This window comes from Allokutzneria albata, assembly GCF_900103775.1.
Taxonomy (GTDB): Bacteria; Actinomycetota; Actinomycetes; order Mycobacteriales; family Pseudonocardiaceae; genus Allokutzneria; species Allokutzneria albata.
Map to the genome: position 1 here is coordinate 1021713 of NZ_LT629701.1, position 22464 is coordinate 1044176.

Sequence of the window (22464 nt, forward strand, 5' to 3'; positions counted from 1 at the left end):
CATGGACGAGAGGGCATTCCGGACGCTGGTCGAGGACGTCGAGGCGTTCGTGCGCGGCCCGGGGGAGCGCTACGCCGCCGAGATCGAGCGCACCGGCTCGGTCCCGGCCGAACTGAAGCGGGAGCTGCGCGAGCGCGGGTACCTGCGCCTAGCCGCACCCGCCGAGTACGGCGGTCGCGGCGTCGCTTTCCCGAAATACCTTGAGCTGCTTGAGCTCTTCTCGATGTCGCACGCCTCGCTGCGGATGCTGGTGCACGTGCACAACGGTGTCTGGCGCTCCATCGACCAGTTCGCCACCGACGAGCAGCGCGAGCGCTTCGTCCTCCCGCAAGTGTCAGGGGAGAAGACGGTCGCCTTCACACTCACCGAAGCCACCGCCGGCACGGGCGCGGACCTGAGGTGCAGCGTCAAACCGGAAGGCGACACCTACTACTTGTCCGGCGAGAAGCACCTCATCACTTTCGGCGTGCACTGCGATTACTGGCTGCTCTTCGCCCGTCTTGAGGGCACGACCGGGCGTGACGGCACTGTCGCGCTGATGGTCGGCCGCGACACCCCCGGCGTTCTCGTCCAGCAGATGCCGCAGACCATGGGCGTGCGCGGCACCGACCACGCACACCTGATCTTCGACAACGCGCCGGTGCCGGTGGCCAATCGACTCGGCGAGGTCGGTCAGGGCTTGGACGTCGCGCTCGGCGGGTTCCTCACACCGAGCCGGATCGCGGTCGCCATGACCTGTGTCGGCCTGGCACGACGGGCGCAGGAACTCGCGGTGGACCACGCGCAACGGCGCATCACCTTCGGCAAGCCCCTGACAGCCCGGCAGGCGATCTCGTTCGCCCTGGCCGAGAACGCCACCGACATCCAGGCCGCGCGGCAGCTGACCCTGCACGCCGCCCGTCAGTGGGTCGCCGGTGACGCCGAGTCCTCCGCGCTGTCGTCGATGGCCAAGCTCAACGCCGTCGACATGCTCACGCGGGTCACCGACAAGGCGCTGCAGGTGCACGGCGGCATCGGCTACTGGGAGTCCAGCCCGATCGAGCGCGTCTACCGCGACGCCCGCGCGCAGCGGTTCGAGGAAGGCACCAACGAGATCCAGAAGGCCGTGATCGCGCGCGAACTGCTGGGGGCGAACCGATGACCAAGATCACCCTGATCACGGGCGCTTCCCGGGGCATCGGCCGGGCGCTGGCGGTGGCGCTGGGGCGCTCCGGCGGCACCGTCGTGGTGAACTACAAGAAGAACGCCGATCTCGCCGAAGAGACCAAGGCCCTGGTCGAGCAGGCCGGAGGGCAGGCGATCACCGTCGCGGCGGACATGGAGCTGCCCGAGGACATCGAGCGGCTGTTCGACACCGTGGCGGAGCGCTACGGGCGGCTCGACCACTTCGTGTGCAACGCCGCGGCGAGCGCGTTCAAGTCCATCATGGACCTTCGGTTGCACCACCTGGACCGGTCTTACGCGATGAACATCCGGCCCTTCGTGCTGGGTGCTCAGCGTGCTGTGCCGCTGATGCCGGAGGGCGGCCGGATCGTCGCGCTGTCCAGCTACGGCAGTACGCACGCCTACCCGACCTACGCGGCGCTCGGCTCGGCCAAGGCCGCGATCGAGGCTCTGGTCCGGTACATGGCGGTGGAGTTCGCCGGGCGCGGGATCAACGTCAACGGTGTCAGCGGCGGGCTGATCCAGTCCGACTCGCTGGACTACTTCTACGGGGTGCCGGGCATGGCGCCGATCGACACCGTGCTCTCCAAGGTCCCCAAGGGCCGTCCGGGGACGTTGGACGAGGTCGCCGCGACCGTGGAGTTCCTGCTGTCTCCGGGCGCGGAGTACATCACCGGGCAGACGCTCGTCGTCGACGGCGGGCTGTCCGTGGTGGCACCGCCGTTCACCGAGGACCTGACCTCTCCGCTGGCGCCGCGATGAGCCATGTCTTCCAGCCCGGCCGCATCGGCACCCTCCCGTTGCCGCACCGGATCGTCATGGGTGCCATGCACCTCGGCTTGGAGTCCAAAGAGGACGGTGGAGCGGCCCTGGCCGAGTTCTACGCCGAGCGGGTGCGCGGCGGAGCGGGCCTGATCGTGACCGGGGGCGCGGCCGTGAACGCGGCCGGTGCGGGCGGGGCCGACTACGGCGTGCTGACCGACCCGGGGTTCCAGAGCCGGTTGCGCCGCGTCGCCGATGTGGGCGGGATCTTCGCGCTGCAACTGTTCCACGCGGGCAGCCATGGCGTTGGCGCGGTTGCTCCCTCCGCGGTGCGCAGCAGGCTGACCCGGTCTGTCGCCCGGCCGATGTCCGTCGCGGAGATCGAGGACACCATCGCCGAGTTCGCCGCGGGTGCTGCTTCGGCTCAGCGGTCGGGTTTCTCAGCCGTTGAGGTCATGGCCTCCGAGGGCTACCTCATCGACCAGTTCCTGTCTCCGCTGACCAACCACCGGTCGGATTCCTGGGGTGGGGACGCGGTGGGGCGGATGAAGTTCGGGGTCGAGGTCGTTCGAGCGGTGCGCGCGGCCGTCGACCTGCCGGTGATCGTCCGGTTCACCGGGGCAGACCTCATGCCCGGTGGTGTCCCGGCCGCAGAGGCCGCGCGGTTCGCCGCGGCTTTGGTCGACGCGGGTGCGGATGCGCTCAACGTGGGCATCGGGTGGCACGAGTCTCCCGTGCCGACCGTGCAGGCCCTTGTGCCTCAAGGAAAGTGGACGTCGGTCGCCGCGGGGGTGGCTCGCTCCGTGGACGTTCCGGTGATCACCGGCAACCGCGTCAACCGGATCAGCCAAGCCGCGGAGATCCTGACGGCGGGTGAGGTGCACCTGGTGTCCATGTCGCGGCCGTTCCTGGCCGACCCGTCGCTGATCGCCAGGGCGCGGGACGGTCACCGGAGCACCGTGTGTGTCGGTTGCAACCAGGCGTGCATCGACCGGTCGCTGGTCGGCTCGGAAGTGAGCTGCATGGTGAACCCGCGCGCGTGCCGCGAGCTGGAGTTCCCCTTGGTGCGTCAGCGGTCTCCGCGCCGCGTCGCCGTGGTGGGCGGTGGTCCCGCCGGGTTGCAGGCCGCGCTCACCTCGGCTCGGAGCGGGAGCCAGGTCGAGGTGTTCGAGGCTTCGGCGGAGCTCGGCGGGCAGTTCCGGCTCGCCCGGCTCGTCCCCGGCAAGGCCGACTACGGCGTCGTGATCGAGCACCTCGGCGCGGAACTGCGTGCCCTCGGCGGTCGCGTCCACCTCAACCGTCCGATCACCACGGACGACCTGGACCTCATGCGTTCCTACGACAGGCTGATCCTGGCCACCGGCGTCCGGCCGCGACCTGTCTCGATTCCCGGGGCGTCGCTGCCCCACGTGCTGTCGTACGCGTCCGCCTTCACCAGTCCGCTCGGCTCGCGCGTGGTCGTCATCGGTGGTGGTGGCATCGCCGTCGACCTCGCCCACTTCGCCTCCTCGGCGGGGCATCGCGTCCGGATCCTCCACCGCGGCAAGCGAATCGCGCCCGCACTGGGCCGGTCGACCCGATGGGTGGTGCTCGACGCCCTGCGGCGCGCCGGGGTGGACATCACCGGCGAGGTCACCTTCGAGCGGATCTCCGCGCAGGGCGTGCACTTCGTGTCCGCTTCGGGGACCTCCGAGCTGGCCCCCGCCGACACCGTCGTCATCGCCGCCGGGCAGGAGCGCTGCGCTGACCTCGTCGAGGCCGTCCGCGCGGAGGGCATCGACCACCGGCTTGTCGGCGGCGCCCACTCCGCGTCGGGCCTGGACGCGGTCCGCGCGTTCGCCGACGGCTTGACCGTGACCACCTCGTACCTCCAGGAGGCGTTGTGACCGGGCCGCTTCCCCTGCTGCTCTCCGGCGCCTCCTCCGCGTCGCTGGCAGGCACCGCCCTCGCCGTCGCCGAACTCCTGGACTCCGGTGCTCCGGTCCGTGACGTCGGCTCCTCGCTGCTCGCTCAGCCCCCTCGCGGCCCCCACCGCGCCGTCGTGCTCGCTTCGCCCTCGCCCGCCTGCGCCGCGCGCTCACTCCGCAAGCTCGCCCACCGCGTCCCCACTGCCGAAGTGATCACCTCGCCCGGTTGTTCCCCGGATGAGCCGACGGCGCCGCGACTGGGGTTCGTGTTCCCGGGCCAGGGGTCGCACCGTGCGGGCATGTGCGGTGATCTTCACGAGCGGTTCCCGGTCTACGCGGAAGCCTTCGAGGGCGTCGCGGAGCACTTCGCGCCCCTGCTCGACATCCCGATGCGGGACGTGGTGCTGAAGGGTGCCGGGTTGGAGCGGCCGCGGTACGCGCACGCGGCGATGTTCGTGGTCGAGTACGCGCTGACGGTGCTCCTGGCGGACTTCGGGGTCACGCCGGACGTGGTCGGCGGGTACTCGGGCGGCGAAGACGTGTCGGCCTGCGTCGCGGGCATGGTGGAGCTGCGGGACATGTGCGAGCTCATCGTGGCGCGCGCGATCGCGATCGAGGAACTGGCCCCGCAGGGCGGCATGCTGGCGATCCAGGCAGGGCTCGACGAGGTGGAAGCGGTCCTGCCGGAGAACGTCCACGTCGCGGGGATCAACGGCCCCTTGGCGGTGGTGGTGGCGGGACCGGACGCGGACCTGGACCGCGTCGCGGAGCGCTTCGAGCGGTCGCGGCGGGTTCGGGTGGACAACCCGTTCCACACCCCGCACCTGCGGTCCACAGTGGACAGATTCATGGGCGGTCTGCAGGACATCCCCTGCGCGGAGCCGAGATTGCCGTTCGTGTCCTCGGTGACGGGCGGCCTCGTGGACGAGCCACTGGACGTGGTGGACCACTGGGGAAAGCACTTCGAACAGCCGGTGCGCTTCGCGGACGTGGTGGAGCGCATGCGGGAGCTGGGCGTGACGACCTTCCTGGAGGTCGGCCCGGGCGGCACGCTCACCGCGATGGTCCGCGGTATCACCACCGCGCAGGCGGTTCCCCTGCTGCACAAGAACTTCCGCGATGACGAAGCCATGCTCAACGCGCTGGCCCAGCTGCACGTCGCGGGCCACGGCGTCGACTTCTCCAGCTTGTTCGCCGACGCCGAGGTGATCGAGCTGCCCGAAGCCGGGGAAGCCCCCGAAGCACTCGACGACCCCGCGACCATTGTGGACGGTCACGTGGCCGCGGTGCTCGGCCTCCCGGAACTGACCGCCGAGCACCGCACGCGGACCTTCCTGGACCTCGGCCTCGACTCGGTGACAGCCGTGGAGCTGCGCCACCGCCTCGCCACCGCGACCGGGCGCGACCTGCCGTTGACGGTGGTGTTCGACCACCCGACCCCGGCGGAGCTGACCCAGCACCTCAGCCAAGGCGAGCCCGAGGACGCCGAGGAGACGCCGGAGGCGGCCGAGGACGACCCGGTGGTGATCGTGGGCATGGCCTGCCGTCTCCCGGGCGGAGCGGACACACCGGACGCGCTGTGGAACCTGTTGCTGGACGGAACGGACGCGATCACCGACGCCCCTGCCCACCGCGGCTGGCAAGGCGAATGGCGGGGCGGGTTCCTGGCCGACGCGGGTGACTTCGACGCCGCCTTCTTCGGCATCTCCCCGGACGACGCGCTGACCATGGACCCGCAGCAGCGGCTGTTGCTGGAGACCACGTGGGCCGCGTTGGAGGACACGGGGATCGACCCGAGCACCGCCAAGGGCAAGGACATCGGCGTGTTCATGGGCGGCATGGTCGCCGACTACGGCCCACGCCTGCTCGACACGGCGGCGGTCCCGGCATCGCTGACCGGGACCCTGGGCAGTGTCCTCTCCGGACGGATCTCCTACGCCCTCGGCCTGAACGGCCCTGCGCTCACCGTCGACACCGCGTGCTCCTCCTCGTTGGTCGCACTGCACCTCGCGGCGACGGCGATCCGAGCGGGGGAGTGCACCCTCGCGGTGGCGGGTGGAGCCACCGTGATGCCGGACCCCGGAGTGCTCGCCGAGTTCGCCAGGCAGGGCGGGCTCGCCGAGGACGGCCGCTGCAAGGCGTTCGCTGACACCGCCGACGGGACGGTGTTCGCGGAAGGGGCGGGCGTCTTGGTGCTGGCCCGCGAATCCACGGCCAGGCGTGCTGGACACCGGGTCCTGGCGGTGGTCCGCGGCTCGGCGGTCAACTCCGACGGAGCCTCCAACGGACTTACCGCGCCGAACGGCCGCGCCCAGCGACGAGTTATCCGGCAGGCGCTGCGCCGCGCCGGGCTCCAACCGTCCGATGTGGACGTCGTGGAAGCGCACGGCACCGGGACGAAGCTCGGTGATCCGATCGAAGCCCATGCGGTCCTGGCCACCTACGGCCAGAGCCGGCGACAGCCGCTCCACCTGGGATCGCTCAAGTCGAACATCGGGCACACCCAGGCCGCGGCGGGAGTCGCGGGCGTGATCAAAGTGATCATGGCCATGCGGTACGGAGTGCTCCCGGCGACCTTGCACGCCGACCGGCCCTCCGCCGCGCTGACGTGGGACACCGTCCAGCTCACCCGGACTACGGCGCCGTGGCCGGAGACGGGGCGGCCGCGCCGGGCCGGAGTGTCCTCGTTCGGGATCTCCGGCACCAACGCGCACGTGATCCTCGAACAGGGCGACACGACGCCGAGCGAGCACCGCCACCCGCACCGCGCCGTGCCGTGGGCGTTCTCCGCGCGGACCGAGAAGGCCCTGCGCGCCAAGGCGAAGCAGCTCGCTGACCTGACGGCCGACCCGCTGGACGTCGGAGTCTCACTGATCACCACGCGGACAGCTTTCGAGCACCGCGCGGTCGTGCTCGCCGCTGACGACCGGGCGCGGCGCCGGGCGCTGGAGGCGCTGGCAGTCGGTGAAGCCGCGCCGGGAGCGGTCCAGGGCCGCGCCGTGGACGGCTCGCTCGCGGTCGTCTTCGCCGGACAGGGCGGTCAGCGCCCCGGCATGGGCTCGGTGCTCCGCGAGCGCTTCCCGGCGTTCGCGGTGGCTTGGGACGAGGTGATGAGCCACCTGCCCGACCTGACAGGGGACCCACAAACCACCGAGTCGGCGCAGCCCGCGCTGTTCGCGTTGGAAGTCGCGCTGTTCCGGCTGATCGAGTCCTGGGGCGTGCGCCCGGACTTCGTGGCCGGGCACTCTGTCGGGGAGATCGCCGCCGCGCACGTCGCGGGCGTGTTGTCGCTGGCCGACGCCGCCCGCCTGGCCGCCGAGCGCGGGAGGCTGATGCAGCGGCTGCCCGCGGGTGGCGCGATGGTCGCGGTGGAGGCCGCCGAGGACATCGACCTCCCGCCGGGCGTGGTGATCGCCGCGATCAACGGGCCGCGAGCGGTGGTGGTCGCAGGTCCCGAACGACCGGTGCTGGCCTTCTTGAACGACTGCGCGGCGCGGGGACTGCGCGCCAAGCGCCTGCGGGTGAGCCACGCGTTCCACTCCCCGCTGATGGACCCGGTGCTGGCAGACCTGGAGAAGGTGGTCGCGGACCTGACCTTCCACCCGGCGCGGCTCCCCGTGATCTCCACGGTCACCGGCAAGCGGGTCGACGCCGAGCTGGCCGAGGCGCGGTACTGGAGCGACCACGCCCGCAACCCGGTCCGCTTCGCCGACGCGGTCGCGAGGCTGCGCGCGGAGGGCGTCGGCACGTTCCTGGAGGCCGGGCCGGACCGATCCTTGTCCGCGCTGATCGGCTCGGATTCCGTTCCCTTGCTGCACAAGGACGATGACGAAGAACTCGCCGCGCTGTCCGCGCTGGCCGAGCTGCACGTGCGGGGCGTCGCCGTCGACTTCGGCACGCTGCTGGACGGCGGGCGCCCGACCAGGCTGCCGACCTACCCGTTCGACCGGAAGACCTTCTGGCTGGACAGCTCCGGCACCGCCTCCCAGCCCGCCGCCACCACCGACCCGGGGCTGCGAGAACAACTCGACGAGTGCGAGGACGCGCAGGAGCTGGTGCTGTCGGTGGTTCGGCGGGAGCTCGGATTCGTCCTCGGCGACGCCTCGGGAGTGGAGGCCGACCGCCCGTTCACCGAGACCGGCATGGACTCGCTCGCAGCCGTGCGGTTGCGCGACCGGCTCACCGCCGCCACCGGCGTGACGCTCCCGGCGACCGCCGCCTACGACTGCCCGACCCCGGCCGCGCTCGCCACCTACCTGGTGGGCCTGCTCCTGCCCGAGCGCAGGACACCGGGCGGGGAGGTCCTGCGCCGGCTGGACCTCGTGGCCGGGGACCTGCCCGCCGTCGTGGACCGCGCGGACCGCGCGCGGGTGAAGGCCCGGCTCCGGGTGCTGCTGGACCGGCTGGAGCCGACCGCGGGTGAGTCAGCCGAGGACCTGTCCGCCGCCTCGAACGAGGAGCTGTTCGCGTTGATCGACCGCGAGTTCGAGGACCTGTGAAAGGAGCACGGCTGGTGTCTGCGAACACGAGTGCCCGCGCGCTGCCGCTGCGCACACCGGGCTGCCCCTACCGCCCGGCGCCCGAGATCGCCGACCTCGCCCCGGTGGAGAAGGTCCTGTGCCCGACGGGGATCGAAGCCTGGCTGGTCACCGGGTACGACGACGTGCGCGAAGTGCTCGGCGATCCGGCCCGCTTCAGCAGCGCCTCCGGGCAGTTCGGCCACGTGCTGGCGAACCAGCCGCCGGACGCCCCGCTGACCGAGGGCGCCTTCCACCGCATGGACGGCGCCGACCACCTGCGGTTCCGGCGGCTGCTGGCCCCGGCGATCTCCACACCGAAGCGGATCGAGCAGTTCCGCGCCGGGGTCGAGCGCGTCGTGCACGAGCGCCTGGACGCCCTCGCCACGAGCGGCCCGCCAGTGGACCTGCACGTCGAGTTCTCCCACGCGGTCACCACGGCCGTGCTGGCCGACCTGCTCGCCGTGCCCGCCGAGCTGTTCCAGAAGGCCGCGCAGACGCTCTTCGACAGCGAGGTCGACCGCGCGTCGCTCATCGCCGTGATGGCCGAGGTCGTCGGCTACGTCACGGAGGTGGTCCAGGCCCGCCGCGCCGCACCGGGAGACGACGTGGTCAGCGTGCTGATCGAGCGCGGCGGGGAGCTCAACGACACGGAGCTGGTCAACATGATCGTCGGCCTTGTGCTCGCCGGGCTGGACACCATGGCCACCGCGATCAGCTACGCGGTCGTGCTGCTGCTGAACCACCCCCAGGACTACGCCGCTCTCGGCGAGGACCCCGGCCTGGTACCGGGTGCGGTGGAGGAGCTGCTGCGCTACACCTCCAACGGCAGCGGCACCCTGCGGGTGGCGGCCGTGGACACCGAGCTGGCCGAGGTGCCGATCGCGGCGGGCGAGTACGTGATCGCCGCGGCGCACGCCGCCAACTTCGACCCGCGCCGCTTCACCGAACCGGACCGCCTGGACATCCGGCGCGGGCGGAATCCGCACATCGGCTTCGGTCACGGCCCGCACCAGTGCGTCGCCCAGCAGCTGGCCCGGCTGGAGATGGTGGCCGCGCTGGGCGCGCTGACCAGGCGCGTGCCGACGCTGCGGCTGGCCGTGCCGTTCGAGGAGATCGAGTTCAAGTACCAGACGCCGATGGGCGGCCCGGCGCGGCTGCCCGTCACCTGGGACCGCATCGAGGGGGACCTCCGGTGAGCGAGGCGAAGCTCCGCGACTACCTGAACCGGGTCACCGCCGACCTCCGGCGCACCCGCGACGAACTGGCCCGCGCGCGCGAACCGGTCGCGATCATCGGCATGGCCTGCCGCTACCCCGGCGGCGTCCGAACGCCGGACCAGTTGTGGCGGCTGGTCAGCGACGGCGTCGACGCGATCACCGAGGCTCCGGCCGAACGTGGCTGGGACACGCGGCCGCGCGGCGGCTTCCTCCACGACATCGACCGCTTCGACGCCGCGTTCTTCGGGATCTCACCGCGTGAGGCGCTGGCCATGGACCCGCAGCAGCGACTGCTGCTGGAGACCGCGTGGGAAGCCCTGGAGCACACGGGCATCACCCCGGAATCGTTGCACGGCAGCGACACCGGCACCTTCATCGGTACCTGCGCGCAGGACTACAGCGCGTTGCTGCGCGCGGCGGCCGACGACGTGGCGGGGTACTTCGGTGTCGGCACGGCGGCGAGCGTGATGTCCGGGCGCCTGGCCTATGTCCTCGGCCTGCAAGGGCCCGCGGTCACCGTGGACACGGCGTGCTCGGCGTCGCTGGTCGCGCTGCACAACGCGGTTCGCTCGCTGCGCGCCCGGGAGTGCTCGTTGGCCATCACCGGCGGTGTGGCGGTGATGACCACGCCAGAGGAGTTCGAGGACTTCGACGAACAGGGCGGGCTCGCGCCGGATGGCCGCTGCAAGTCCTTCTCCGACGACGCCGACGGCACCACGTGGTCGGAAGGTGTCGGCGTGCTCGTGCTGGAGCGCCTGTCCGACGCGAGGCGCAACGGGCACCGGGTGCTCGCCGTCGTCCGAGGCACCGCGATCAACTCCGACGGCGCCTCCAACGGGCTCACCGCGCCCAGCGGGCCGGCCCAGCAACACGTGATCTGGCAAGCCCTCGGCGACGCCGGACTGTCCACATCGGACATCGATGCGGTGGAAGCGCACGGCACCGGGACGAAGCTCGGTGACCCCATCGAGGCACAGGCGCTGCTGGCCACCTACGGGCAGGATCGCGAGCAGCCGTTGCTGCTGGGCTCGCTGAAGTCCAACATCGGCCACGCCCAGGCCGCGGCCGGAGTGGGCGGAGTGATCAAAATGGTGCAGGCGATGCGGCACGGCGAGCTGCCCCGCACCCTGCACGCGCAGACCCCCACGTCCGCAGTGGACTGGTCAACGGGTGCGGTCACCCTGTTGACCGAGCCCGCTCCGTGGCCACGATCGGACCGTCCGCGTCGCGCGGGCGTGTCCTCCTTCGGGGTCTCCGGCACGAACGCCCACGTGATCCTGGAGTCCGCGGAGGACGAGGTCGGCACGGCCGTCGAGGGGCCCGTCGCCCTGGTGCTGAGCGCTCGCACGGAGGAGGCCCTGCGGGAGCAGGCGGACCAGCTGGCCGACCACCTGGAGGCGCACCCGGAGATCTCCTTGGCGGACGCGGGCTTCACGTTGGCCGGTCGGACCCGGTTCGAACACCGCGCCGCCCTGGTGGCCTCGGATCGGAGCGGACTGCGTTCCGAGCTGGTTCAGGGACGCGTGACCGGCTCGGTGAAGCCGGTGTTCGTTTTCCCGGGTCAGGGTTCCCACTGGGCGGGCATGGCCACCGCGCTGATCGAGGACTCACAGGTCTTCGCCGACGCCATGGCCGAGTGGGAGGACATCCTGCGTGCCGAGGCCGGATGGTCGCTGCGGCAGATGCTGGACGACGAGGAGGCACTGCGCCGCGCGGATGTGGTGCAACCGGTGCTGTTGGCGGTGATGGTGTCGCTGACCGCACTGTGGAGGGCCCACGGCGTCGAGCCCGCCGCAGTGGTCGGGCACTCCTTGGGGGAGTACGCCGCCGCCTGTGTCGCCGGTGCGCTGTCCGCGGAGGACGCGGCACGCGCGGTTGTCCGGCGCAGCAGGCTGATCGCGGACGTGCTGTCCGGAGCGAGTGGCGTGGTGGCGGTCCCGGCGGCACCCGAAGCGATCACCGTCGGAGAGATCGCCGCCTATAACGGTCCACATGCGACAGTCGTCGCCGGTGATGAGGCGACGCTGAACACGGTGCTGGCGCAGTTCCCCGGTGCCAAGCGCATTCCCATGGACTACGCCTCGCACAGCTCACAGGTCGAGCCGGTGCGTGAGCGACTGATCGAGGACCTGTCCGCGATCGCCGCCAAGCCCGGCGACGTCCCGTTCTACTCCACGGTGACCGGCGAGCTCTTCGACACGACAGGGCTTGATTCCCAGTACTGGTACGACAACCTGCGCCAGCCGGTGCGCTTCGAACCCGCCGTTCGAGCGCTCAGGGACGCGGGCCACACCGTGTTCCTGGAGATCAGCCCGCATCCGTTGCTGCTGTCGGGTATCGAGGAGATCACGTCGTGCGGCACGCTGCGCCGTGGTGACGGCGGGCTGGAGCGGTTCCTGCGGTCCTTGGCCACCGCGCACGTGCACGGGGTCGACGTGGACTGGGCACCGGTGTTCGCCGGTGCGGTGTTCGCCGATCTGCCGACGTACCCGTTCCAGGGCGAACGGTTCTGGCCACGTCCGGCCGCGATCACCGCGCCCGGGTTCGACGCGACCGGCCATCCGCTGCTGTCCGCGGCGGTCGAGTTGCCGGAGGCCGGCGGTCACCTGTTCACCGGCACGTTGTCGCTGCGTGCTCAGCCGTGGCTGGCCGACCACGTCATCCAGGGCAAGGTCGTACTGCCCGGTACCGCGTTCCTGGAGATGGCGCTGCACACCGGAGGACGGGTCGAAGACCTGGTGCTTGAGGCGCCGCTGGTGCTGCCGGAAAGCGGAGAGGTCCGCGTCCAGGTCGTGCTCGGTGCCGAAGAGGACGGAACCCGCCCGCTGAGCCTGTTCGCCAACACGAACGGCACCTGGACCCGGCACGCCACCGGCACCGTGTCCACGGGTCAGGCTGAGCTCGAAGGTTTCGGAGCGTGGCCCGAAACCGGTGCCGTGGAGGGCTTCTACGACCAGCTCTGGCAGGCCGGATTCCACTATGGACCGACCTTCCAGGGGCTGCGTTCACTGGTGCGGGACGGCGACGACGTGTACGCCGAGGTCGCGTTGCCCCAGGGCGAAGCCGGAGACTTCGGCGTGCACCCGGCGCTGCTGGACGCCGTGCAGCACGCGGCCGACCTCACCGGCGTGCCGAAGGGACTCCCGTTCTCCTGGAAAGGCGTTTCGCTGCACTCGCGGGGCGCGAGCGTGGTTCGCGCCCGGTTGCGTCGCACGGGAGAGAACTCAGTGTCACTGTCCGTTGTGGACAGTGTCGGCCTGCCTGTGCTGTCCGTGGAGTCGCTGACCTTGTTGCCCGCGGCGGCCGCTCAGGAACCGTTGTTCCGCCTGACCTGGATGCCGGTCGAACCCGTGCGCCCAGTGGTCCCGGCCGCGGTGGAGGCCGTGGAGATCGAGGTGCCCGACGGTGATGTGGTGGCCAACGCCCACGGGGTCACCGCGCGCGTGCTCGAACTCGTGCAGTCGGACAAGCCCCTGGTCCTGGTGACCAGGGACCAGGACGTCGACCCGGTCGCGGCGACGGTGCACGGGCTGGTGCGCACCGCCCAGTCGGAGCTGCCGGACCGCTTCGTGCTGCTGGACTCCGACGAGCCCGGCTTGCCGGACCAAGCGACCCTGGACCGGGTGCTGGCCTGCGACGAACCCCGGCTGGCACTGCGCGGAGGAGCGTTGCTGGCGGCCAGGCTCGTGCCGGTGCAGGGGCTGCGCGCGCCGACCGAGGGGCCGTGGCGGCTGGAGACGACCCAGCCCGGCAGTCTGGCCGACCTCGCGCTGATCGACTGGCCCGCCGCCGCGGAACCGTTGGCGCCAGGGCACGTCAGGCTTGAGGTACGTGCCGCGGGAGTGAACTTCCGCGACGTGTTCGACGCGCTCGGTATGAACCGGCGCGAGGCGACACCGATGGGCTCCGAGGCTGCCGGTGTCGTGCTGGAGGTCGGAGCCGGGGTCACCGGACTGCGGCCAGGGGACCGGGTCTTCGGCATGTGCGACGGCTCGTTCGGGCCGGTCGCCGTCACGGATCACCGGTTGCTGGCGCGGATGCCGGAGGACTGGTCGTTCACCGAGGCGGCGACGGTGCCGCTGGTCTTCCTGACCGCCCTCTACGGCTTGCGCGACCTGGCACGCCTCCAGCCCGGTGAGTCGCTGTTGGTGCACGCGGGCACCGGTGGCGTCGGCATGGCGGCGATCCAGCTTGCCCAGCACTGGGGCGCGGAGGTCTACGCGACGGCGAGCGAGCCCAAGCAGCACATGCTGAAGTCGTTGGGAATCCCGGATCACCGGATCGCCTCGTCCCGGACCCTGGACTTCGAGCGGAAGTTCCCGGTCGTCGACGTGGTGCTGAACTCCCTGACCGGCGAGTTCGTGGACGCCTCACTGCGTCTGCTGTCCAGTGGCGGCCGGTTCATGGAGATGGGCAAGACCGACATCCGCTCGGCTGTGCCCGATGTCGAGTACCGCGCGTTCGACCTCGGCGAGCTGGACGAGGACGAGGTGCGGGAACGCCTCGCCGAGCTGCTGGAGCTGTTCGAGTCCGGCGCGCTGAAGCCGTTGCCCGCCACCACCTGGGACGTCCGCCGCGCCCAGGAGGCGTTCGGTTTCATCAGCCAGGCCAAGCACATCGGCAAGGTCGTGCTGACCATCCCGCGCGGACTCGGCCCGGCATCGCGCGTGCTGATCACCGGTGCCACCGGCGGTGTCGGCAGGCTCGTCGCGCACCACCTGGTCGCCCGGCACGGTGTGCGCGACCTGCTCCTGGTCAGCAGGAGCGGTGGCGGCCAGGACCTGGCGGAGGAACTGACCGCGCTCGGCGCGCGGGTGGAGCTGGCCGCCTGCGAGGTCGGGGACCGGGCCGCCGTGGAACGCTTGCTGCACGGGCGCGAAGTGACAGCGGTCTTCCACGCGGCGGGCGTGGTGGACGACGGCACGATCGACTCACTCACACCGGAGCGGCTGTCGAAGGTGTTGCGCCCCAAGGTGGACGCGGCCTGGCACCTGCACGAGCTGACCGCGCACATGGACCTGACCGAGTTCGTGCTGTTCTCCTCGGGCTCCGGTATCGTCGGCAACCCGGGCCAGGCGAACTACGCGGCGGCCAACACCTTCCTGGACGCGCTCGCGCGGCACCGCCGGGCGCGGGGACTGCCCGCCACGTCCATCGCGTGGGGTCTGTGGGCCATCGACGCGGGCATGGCGCACGCGCTGACCCGCCGTGACCTGGACCGGATCGCGGCCACCGGGCTGCCCGCGCTGTCAGCTGACCAGGGGCTGGCCCTGCTCGACGCGGTGCTGACCGTGGATGAGCCCAACGTCGCCGCGCTGCGCGTCGACCTCGCGGCCTTGCGCGGTCAGCGCGACGTGCCGCACGTGCTGCGGGCCTTGGCGCCGTCCGCCCGGCGCGAAGCCGTGCAGGACCTGCTGCCGCGCATCGCCACGCTCGGCGAAGAGGACCGGCTCGCGGCCGTGCTGTCGGTGGTGAGCCGGGAGACCGCCGCCGTGCTCGGCCACCACAGCGCCGACCGCCTCGGGGCCGACGAGCCGTTCAAGGACCTCGGCTTCGACTCGCTGACAGCGGTCGACCTGCGCAACCGGCTCAACACCCTGACCGGGCTCCGGCTCGCACCCACGGTGATCTTCGACCACCCGACGCCGAGCGCCCTCGCCCGGCACGTCGCCGCGCTGCTGGCCCCGGCGCCCGCCGAGCCCGCGGTGCTGACCGAGCTGGCCCGGCTGGAGGCGGCCGTGGCGGGCTTCGACGGCGACGCGGACACCCTCGCCGAGGTGCGGCGCAGGCTCACCGCGCTGCTCGACCGGCCGGCCACCGCGACCGCCGACATCGGCGCCGCGTCCGACGAGGAGATGTTCGACCTGCTCAGCAAGGAGTTCGGAATCTCATGACGAGCAACGAGGACAGGCTTCGGCGCCTGCTCAAGGAAGTCACCGCCGAGCTCCGGCAGGCCCGCGCGCGGGGCAGCGAGCCGGTCGCCGTGGTCGGCATCGCCTGCCGCTTCCCCGGTGGCGTGGCCGACGCGGACGGGTTGTGGGAGCTGGTCGCGCAGGGACGCGACGCGATCGGGCCGTTCCCGGCCGAGCGCGGGTGGGCCGCCACCGGCCGGGGCGGGTTCCTCCACGACGCGGACCGGTTCGACGCGGAGTTCTTCGGCATCTCGCCGAACGAGGCACTGGCCATGGATCCGCAGCAGCGCCTGGCCTTGGAGGTCTCGTGGGAGGCGTTGGAGCACGCGGGCCTGGACCCCAGCGCGTTGCGCGGCAGCGGCACCGGTGTGTTCCTGGGCGGCATGCACCAGGACTACCTGTCGGTCCTGGAAGAGGACCCGAACGCGTTGTCCGGCACGGGGAACTCCTCCAGCGTGATGTCCGGGCGCATCGCCTACGAGCTGGGTTTCGAAGGCCCGACGCTCACCGTGGACACCGCGTGCTCGTCCTCGCTGGTGGCCCTGCACCTGGCCACTCAGTCGCTGCGTGCGCAGGAGTGCTCGTTGGCGCTGGCCGGGGGAGTGACCGTGATGTCCACCCCGGCGACCTTCGTGGAGATGACCCGGATGGGCGGCTTGGCACCGGACGGCCGTTGCAAGGCGTTCTCCGACAGCGCCGACGGCACCGGTTTCTCCGAGGGCATCGGCCTGCTCGTGCTGGAACGGCTGTCCGACGCTCAGCGCAACGGTCACCGTGTGCTGGCGGTGGTGCGCGGCACGGCGGTGAACTCCGACGGCGAGTCCAACGGGCTGACCGCGCCCAACGGCTCCGCCCAGCAGAAGGTGATCGGCGCGGCCTTGGCCAACGCGGGCCTTCGACCATCCGATGTGGACGCTGTGGAGGCGCACGGCACCGGCACGACGCTGGGTGACCCGATCGAGGCGCACGCGATCCTCGCCACCTACGGCCAGGACCGGGAGCAGCCGCTCCACCTCGGGTCGCTGAAGTCCAACATCGGGCACACCCAGGCGGCGGCCGGGGTCGGCGGTGTGATCAAAATGATCATGGCCATGCGGCACGGCGTGCTGCCGCCGACGCTGCACGTCACCGAACCGTCCTCGCACGTGGACTGGAGCCTCGGCGCGGTGCGCCTGGTCACCGGGCCCACTCCCTGGCCGGAGCTCGACCGTCCGCGCCGCGCGGGTGTCTCCTCCTTCGGTATCTCCGGCACCAACGCGCACGTGATCCTGGAGTCCGTGCCGTCGCCTCCGGCTTCTCCGGTGTCGGACCGAGTCGTGCCGTGGGTGCTTTCGGCTCAGACGGCCTCCGCGTTGCGCGCACAGGCAGCGCGGCTGGCGTCCGTCACTGGCAACTCCGCCGATATCGGTCTCTCGCTCGCCACGACCAGAACGGCTTTCGCCCAGCGCGCTGTCGTGTTCGGTCCGGCCGGCCTGCGAGCGCTGGCCGCTGGCGAACCCTCTCCCAAAGCCGTCGTGGGGACCGCCTCGGCCGCGGTGAAGCCCGTGTTCGTCTTTCCGGGTCAGGGCTCGCAGTGGCCCGGCATGGCCCGGGAACTCATGTCAACGCCGGTGTTCGCGGAGAAGATGCGGGAGTGCGCGGCGGCCTTTGAGTCCTTTGTGGACTGGGATTTGCTGGACGTCGTGGAGTCCGGTGAGTTCGACCGGGTTGACGTGGTGCAGCCTGTGTTGTTCGCGGTGATGGTGTCGCTGGTCGAACTGTGGCGGTCTTGCGGTGTCGAACCCGCGGCCGTGGTCGGTCATTCGCAGGGCGAGATCGCTGCCGCTCATGTGGCGGGTGCGCTGTCGTTGGAGGATGCGGCGCGCGTGGTGTGTTTGCGCAGCAAGGCGATCGCCGAGGTGCTGGCGGGCAAGGGCGGTATGGCCGCTGTCGCGCTTCCCGCTGAGCACGTGCGCTGGCCCGGCGTGCAGATCGCCGCCGTCAACGGGCCGTTCGCCACGGTGGTCTCCGGTGACCGCGCCGCGATCGAGGACCTGGTCGCCAACACCGAACAAGCGCGCAGGATCGAGGTCGACTACGCCTCCCACTCCGAGCACGTCGAAGTCTTGCGCGACCGGTTGCTCGATGCGCTTGCACCCGTGCGCGCCGCCGAGCCCGGCATCGCAATGCGCTCGACCGTCACCGGCGACTGGGTTGGCGCGGACGAGTTGGGCGCGGAGTACTGGTACACGAACCTGCGGCAGCCAGTGCACTTCGAGGCCGCGATCCGGGAGCTGCTCGCAGACGGGCACAACGTCTTCGTGGAAGTCAGCCCGCACCCCGTGTCGTTGTTCGGCGTCGAGCAGACCGCTGACGCGCTCGGCCGCGGTATCACCACCCTCGGCACGTTGCGCCGGGAGCAGGGCGGGTTCGACCAGTTCCAGATCGCCCTGGCCGAGGCGCACGTAGCCGGAGTGCCGGTCGACTGGGCGCCGTGCTACCCCGGGGCGCGCCTGGTGGACCTGCCGACCTATCCCTTCCAGCGCAGGCGTTTCTGGGCGAAGCAGGAGACGGAGAACCACGCCGGGCTCCCGGCCGGCTCGATGCGGGATCTCGTGCGCAACCACGTGGCCGCCGTGCTCGGGTACCCGTCCGGCGCGGCGATCACCCCCGAGACGCCGTTCGTGGACCTCGGCATGGACTCCGTCACGGCAGTGCGGCTGCGCAAGGCGTTGAGCACCGCGACCGGGCTGAACCTGCCCGCCACCGTGGCCTTCGACCACCCGACGTCAGCCGACCTCGCGGACTACCTGTCCGGAGCCGCGCCGGACACCGTGGTCCAGGCCGCGGTGTCCGAGGACGACCCCGTCGTGATCGTCGGCATGGCCTGCCGGTACCCCGGCGGCGCCGACTCGCCCGAGCAGCTGTGGGACCTGGTGCTCGGCGGGGTGGACGCGGTGTCGGGATTCCCGGCCGACCGCGGCTGGGACCTGGACGCGTTGCGCGGGACCTGCCCCACCTCCGAAGGCGGTTTCCTGTACGACGCGGGCGAGTTCGATGCCGCGTTCTTCGGGATCTCGCCGCGTGAGGCCCTGGCGATGGACCCTCAGCAGCGGCTCGTCCTGGAGACCGCGTGGCAGGCCCTGGAGCGCGCCCGCATCAACCCCCGGTCGCTCAAGCGAACTCCGACCGGCGTGTTCGTCGGTGCCTCGCAGCAGGACTACCTGTTGTCGGCAAGCGGGAAGAACGCCGACCTCGGCGGCTTCGTGCTCACGGGGCGGACGGCGAGCGTGCTGTCGGGTCGCGTCGCCTACACGCTCGGGCTGGAAGGCCCGGCGATCACCGTGGACACCGCGTGCTCGTCCTCGCTGGTGGCGCTGCACCTCGCGGCGAGCTCCGTGCGGTCCGGTGAGTGCTCGCTGGCCCTGGCCGGTGGCGTGGCCGTGATGTCCACCGCCTTCGCCTACGAGGAGTTCGCGAAGCAGAACGGCCTCGCTCCGGACGGCCGGTGCAAGGCGTTCTCCGACAGCGCGGACGGCACGGGGTGGGCCGAGGGCGTCGGACTCGTTGTGCTGGAGCGGCTTTCCGATGCCCAGCGCAACGGCCACCAGGTGCTGGCCGTGCTGAAGGGAACGGCCAGCAACCAGGACGGCGCTTCGAACGGGCTCGCCGCGCCGAGCGGTCCAGCGCAGCAGCGGGTGATCCGCCAGGCCCTCGCCAACGCGGGACTCCGCCCGTCCGACGTGGACGTGGTCGAGGCCCACGGCACCGGCACGACCCTGGGCGACCCGATCGAGGCGCAGGCGATCCTGGCCACGTACGGCCAGAACCGGCCACAGCCGGTGTACCTGGGGTCGCTGAAGTCGAACATCGGGCACGCGGCGGCCGCGGCCGGTGTCGGCGGTGTGATCAAGATGGTGATGGCGCTGCGGCACGGCGTGCTGCCGCCGACCCTGCACGTCGACGAGCCGTCGTCCTTTGTGGACTGGTCGGCGGGTGCCGTGTCGTTGCTGACCGAGCCGGTCGAATGGCCCGAGACCGGTCGCCCTCGTCGCGCGGGCGTGTCCTCTTTCGGCGTCTCCGGCACCAACGTGCACGTGGTCCTGGAGGCGGTGCCGCCGGCACTGCCGACCACGTCCGCGAAGGAAGGTGTGGCGCCATGGGTGGTCTCTGCGCGCAGTCCTGAGGCTCTGCGTGCGCAGATCGCCTCGCTGCGGGAGGTGGACGCGAACCCGTGGGACGTGGGCCGGTCGCTGATCAGCACGCGGGCGACGTTCGAGCACCGCGCGGTGGTCTTCGGCGAAGACGACGTTCGCGGCGTGGCCACCGAGTCCCGCGAGGCCGTGTTCGTCTTCCCTGGTCAGGGTTCGCAGTGGTCCGGCATGGCCCGGGAGCTCCTGTCTTCGTCGGAGGTGTTCGCGGAGAAGATGCGGGAGTGCGCGGCGGCCTTTGAGTCCTTTGTGGACTGGGATTTGCTGGATGTGGTGGAGTCCGGTGAGTTCGACCGGGTTGACGTGGTGCAGCCGGTGTTGTTCGCGGTGATGGTGTCACTGACCGAGCTGTGGCGCGAACACGGCGTCGTCCCGGCCGCGGTGGTGGGTCATTCGCAGGGCGAGATCGCCGCAGCTCATGTGGCGGGTGCGCTGTCGCTGGAGGATGCGGCGCGCGTGGTGTGCTTGCGCAGCAAGGCGATCGCCGAGGTGTTGGCGGGCAAGGGCGGTATGGCGGCGGTGTCGCTGCCGCCGGAGCTGGTGCCCACCGAGCGCGTGGCGATCGCGGCGGTGAACGGTCCCGCCTCGTGCGTGGTCTCCGGCGACGTCGACGCCTTGGACGAGCTGCTGGCGAGCGGGGTGCGCGGGCGTCGGATCGACGTGGACTACGCCTCGCACTCCGACCACGTTGAGGTCCTGCGCGAGCGGCTGCTGGCCGACCTCGCGCCGATCCACCCGCGTTCGGGCACCATCCCGTTCGTCTCGACCGTGACCGGCGATTGGATCGACACCGCCGAGCTGGACGCCGAGTACTGGTACACGAACCTGCGGCGCACGGTGCGGTTCTCCACCGCGACCCAGCTGTTGCTTGATGCCGACCACAGCGTGTTCGTCGAGGTCAGCCCGCATCCGGTGTTGACATTCGGGGTCGAGGAGACGGCCCAGGGCATCCCGGTGACCGCGACCGGAACGCTCCGGCGCGACGACGGCGGGCTCACCGGCTTCCACCGCGCGCTGGCGACGGCGCACGTGCACGGGGTCGAGGTGGACTGGGAGCCGGTGTTCGCCGGAGCCGGGATCGTCGATCTGCCGACCTACCCCTTCCAACGCCAGCGCTTCTGGGTGGACACCGGGGAGTCCACAGTGGATGACTGGCGGTACCGCGTCGACTGGGCCCCGCTGGACGCGCCCGCGCCGCGAAACCTCGGGCGCTGGCTCGTGGTCGGTGACAGCGGCGACGAGTGGGTGTGGACCGTCGCGAGGGCGCTCGGTGAGGACACCGTCGTGCTCGACGCTCCGGTGGACCGCGACGAGTTCGCCGCCCGCCTGGCCACAGCGCCGCCACACGAAGGTGTTCTGTCCCTTGTGGACGGACCGGTGCAGGCGGCCGTGGTGGCTCAGGAGGTCCGGTCCGCGCGCTTGTGGTGCGGCACCAGGGGCGGTGTGGAGCACGCCGGGGTGTGGGGCCTGGGCCGAGTGATCGCGATGGAGTCCCCGGACCGGTGGGGTGGTCTGATCGAGCTGCCGGAGACGCCGGACCCGCGGGCACTGCGCGCACTGCTCGTCGGAACCGAGGAGAACCAGGTGGCACTGCGGCCGGACGGTGCCTTCGGGCGGCGCCTGGTCCGCGCTGCACCCACAGCGCCTGCGCGGTCCTACAGGCCCAGCGGAACCGTCCTGGTCACGGGCGGAACCGGCGGGCTCGGCGCGCATGTGGCGCGCTGGGCGGCCGAGAGCGCGGACCAGGTCGTGGTGATCAACCGGAGCGGTCCGGACACGCCAGAGGCCGCGCGGTTGCGCGCGGACAGCGACAAGATCACCGTCATCGGCTGCGACGTCGCCGACGAGGCGGTGATGGCCGATGTGCTGGCCGACCACCCGCCGACCTCGATCTTCCACCTCGCGGCGGCGCTGGACGACGGCGTGCTGGACTCGCTCACCCCGCAACGGTTCGACACCGCGTTCCACGCCAAGGTACGTGGCGCACAAGTGCTCGACCGGCTGACGCGGGATGCGGATCTGGACGCGTTCGTGCTGTTCTCGTCGGTGTCCGGCACGGTCGGCGGCATCGGGCTCGGCAACTACGCCGCCGCCAACGCGATGCTGGACGCGATCGCCGAGGAGCGCCGGGCGCGCGGTGAGCACGCGCTGTCGATCGCGTGGGGACCGTGGGCCGGTGACGGCATGGCGACGCACGTGGTCGGTGAGGAGCGGCTGGACCGGCTCGGCTTGGTCCCGTTCAACCCGGAGACGGCGCTCAAGGCGTTGGGGCACGCGCTGAACCGGGACGACACCACGATCGCGGTATTCGACATCGACTGGGACCGGTTCCTCGCCGGCCCCGGAGCGGTGGGCACCAGGGCGCTGCTCAGCGAAGTCCTCGGTGCCTCCGAGGCGGCGCCCGCCAGCGACCTCCTCCAGCGCCTGGCCGCGGCCGGTGACCGCGACGGGCTCATGCTCGCCCAGGTCCGCGGCGATGTGGCCGCGGTGCTCAAGCACGCGTCCGCCGCGGACGTCGATCCCGAGTTCGCCTTCGCCGACATGGGTTTCGACTCCCTGTTGGCGGTGGAGCTGCGCAACCGGCTCGGCGCGGCCACGGGGCTGACGTTGCCGGTGACCCTGGTGTTCGAGTACCCGACGCCGTCCGCGCTCGCCGCGCACCTGCTGTCCGAGCTGTACGGGAACGCGGGTGAACCGGAGGACGACCTGCTAGCGCGGCTGGACGCGGCCAGTGACGAGGAACTGTTCGAGTTCATCCACCAGGAAATGGGCAGGTAAGGCCATGGCCGACG

The 22464-nt window shown here is 71.4% G+C and carries 6 protein-coding genes and 1 pseudogene; all 7 read left to right on the forward strand.

Going from position 1 to position 22464, the window contains the following annotated elements; genetic code table 11:
* Window position 1 precedes the first annotated feature (1 nt).
* The 7 genes and pseudogenes from BLT28_RS04480 to BLT28_RS04515 all read left to right on the forward strand — a co-directional run bounded on the left by BLT28_RS04480 (window position 2) and on the right by BLT28_RS04515 (window position 22450).
* The gene (locus tag BLT28_RS04480) at window positions 2-1141 is read left to right on the forward strand and encodes an acyl-CoA dehydrogenase family protein (protein ID WP_030430717.1); all 1140 of its coding nucleotides are present in this window, start codon (window positions 2-4) and stop codon (window positions 1139-1141) included.
* Complete coding sequence (locus BLT28_RS04485; protein ID WP_052407547.1) at window positions 1138-1926, forward strand: SDR family oxidoreductase; 789 nt, start codon at window positions 1138-1140, stop codon at window positions 1924-1926. Before BLT28_RS04480 ends, BLT28_RS04485 begins: the two co-directional genes overlap by 4 nt.
* A complete protein-coding gene (locus tag BLT28_RS04490) occupies window positions 1923-3812 on the forward strand; it encodes an oxidoreductase (RefSeq protein ID WP_030430715.1) in 1890 nt (629 codons plus the stop codon). The genes BLT28_RS04485 and BLT28_RS04490 overlap by 4 nt, the downstream gene beginning before the upstream one ends.
* A complete protein-coding gene (locus BLT28_RS04495; protein ID WP_052407546.1) occupies window positions 3809-8332 on the forward strand; it encodes a type I polyketide synthase in 4524 nt (1507 codons plus the stop codon). Before BLT28_RS04490 ends, BLT28_RS04495 begins: the two co-directional genes overlap by 4 nt.
* A gap of 14 nt (window positions 8333-8346) precedes the next feature.
* Window positions 8347-9549, forward strand: coding sequence for a cytochrome P450 (locus BLT28_RS04500; RefSeq protein ID WP_030430713.1), 1203 nt, complete (start codon window positions 8347-8349; stop codon window positions 9547-9549).
* Window positions 9550-9584: 35 nt separating this feature from the next.
* Window positions 9585-15464 (forward strand): annotated as a pseudogene (locus BLT28_RS04510) (type I polyketide synthase); the annotation flags it as partial.
* A gap of 89 nt (window positions 15465-15553) precedes the next feature.
* Window positions 15554-22450, forward strand: a complete 6897-nt coding sequence (locus tag BLT28_RS04515; RefSeq protein WP_456318822.1) for a type I polyketide synthase — start codon at window positions 15554-15556, stop codon at window positions 22448-22450.
* Window positions 22451-22464: the final 14 nt, after the last annotated feature.

What these genes read in the sequence shown, in the direction of transcription:
- BLT28_RS04485 (WP_052407547.1), top strand. Translation starts at nt 1,138, where the DNA reads ATGACCAAGATCACCCTGATCACGGGCGCTTCCCGGGGCATCGGCCGG.
- BLT28_RS04480 (WP_030430717.1), top strand. Translation starts at nt 2, where the DNA reads ATGGACGAGAGGGCATTCCGGACGCTGGTCGAGGACGTCGAGGCGTTC.
- BLT28_RS04490 (WP_030430715.1), top strand. Translation starts at nt 1,923, where the DNA reads ATGAGCCATGTCTTCCAGCCCGGCCGCATCGGCACCCTCCCGTTGCCG.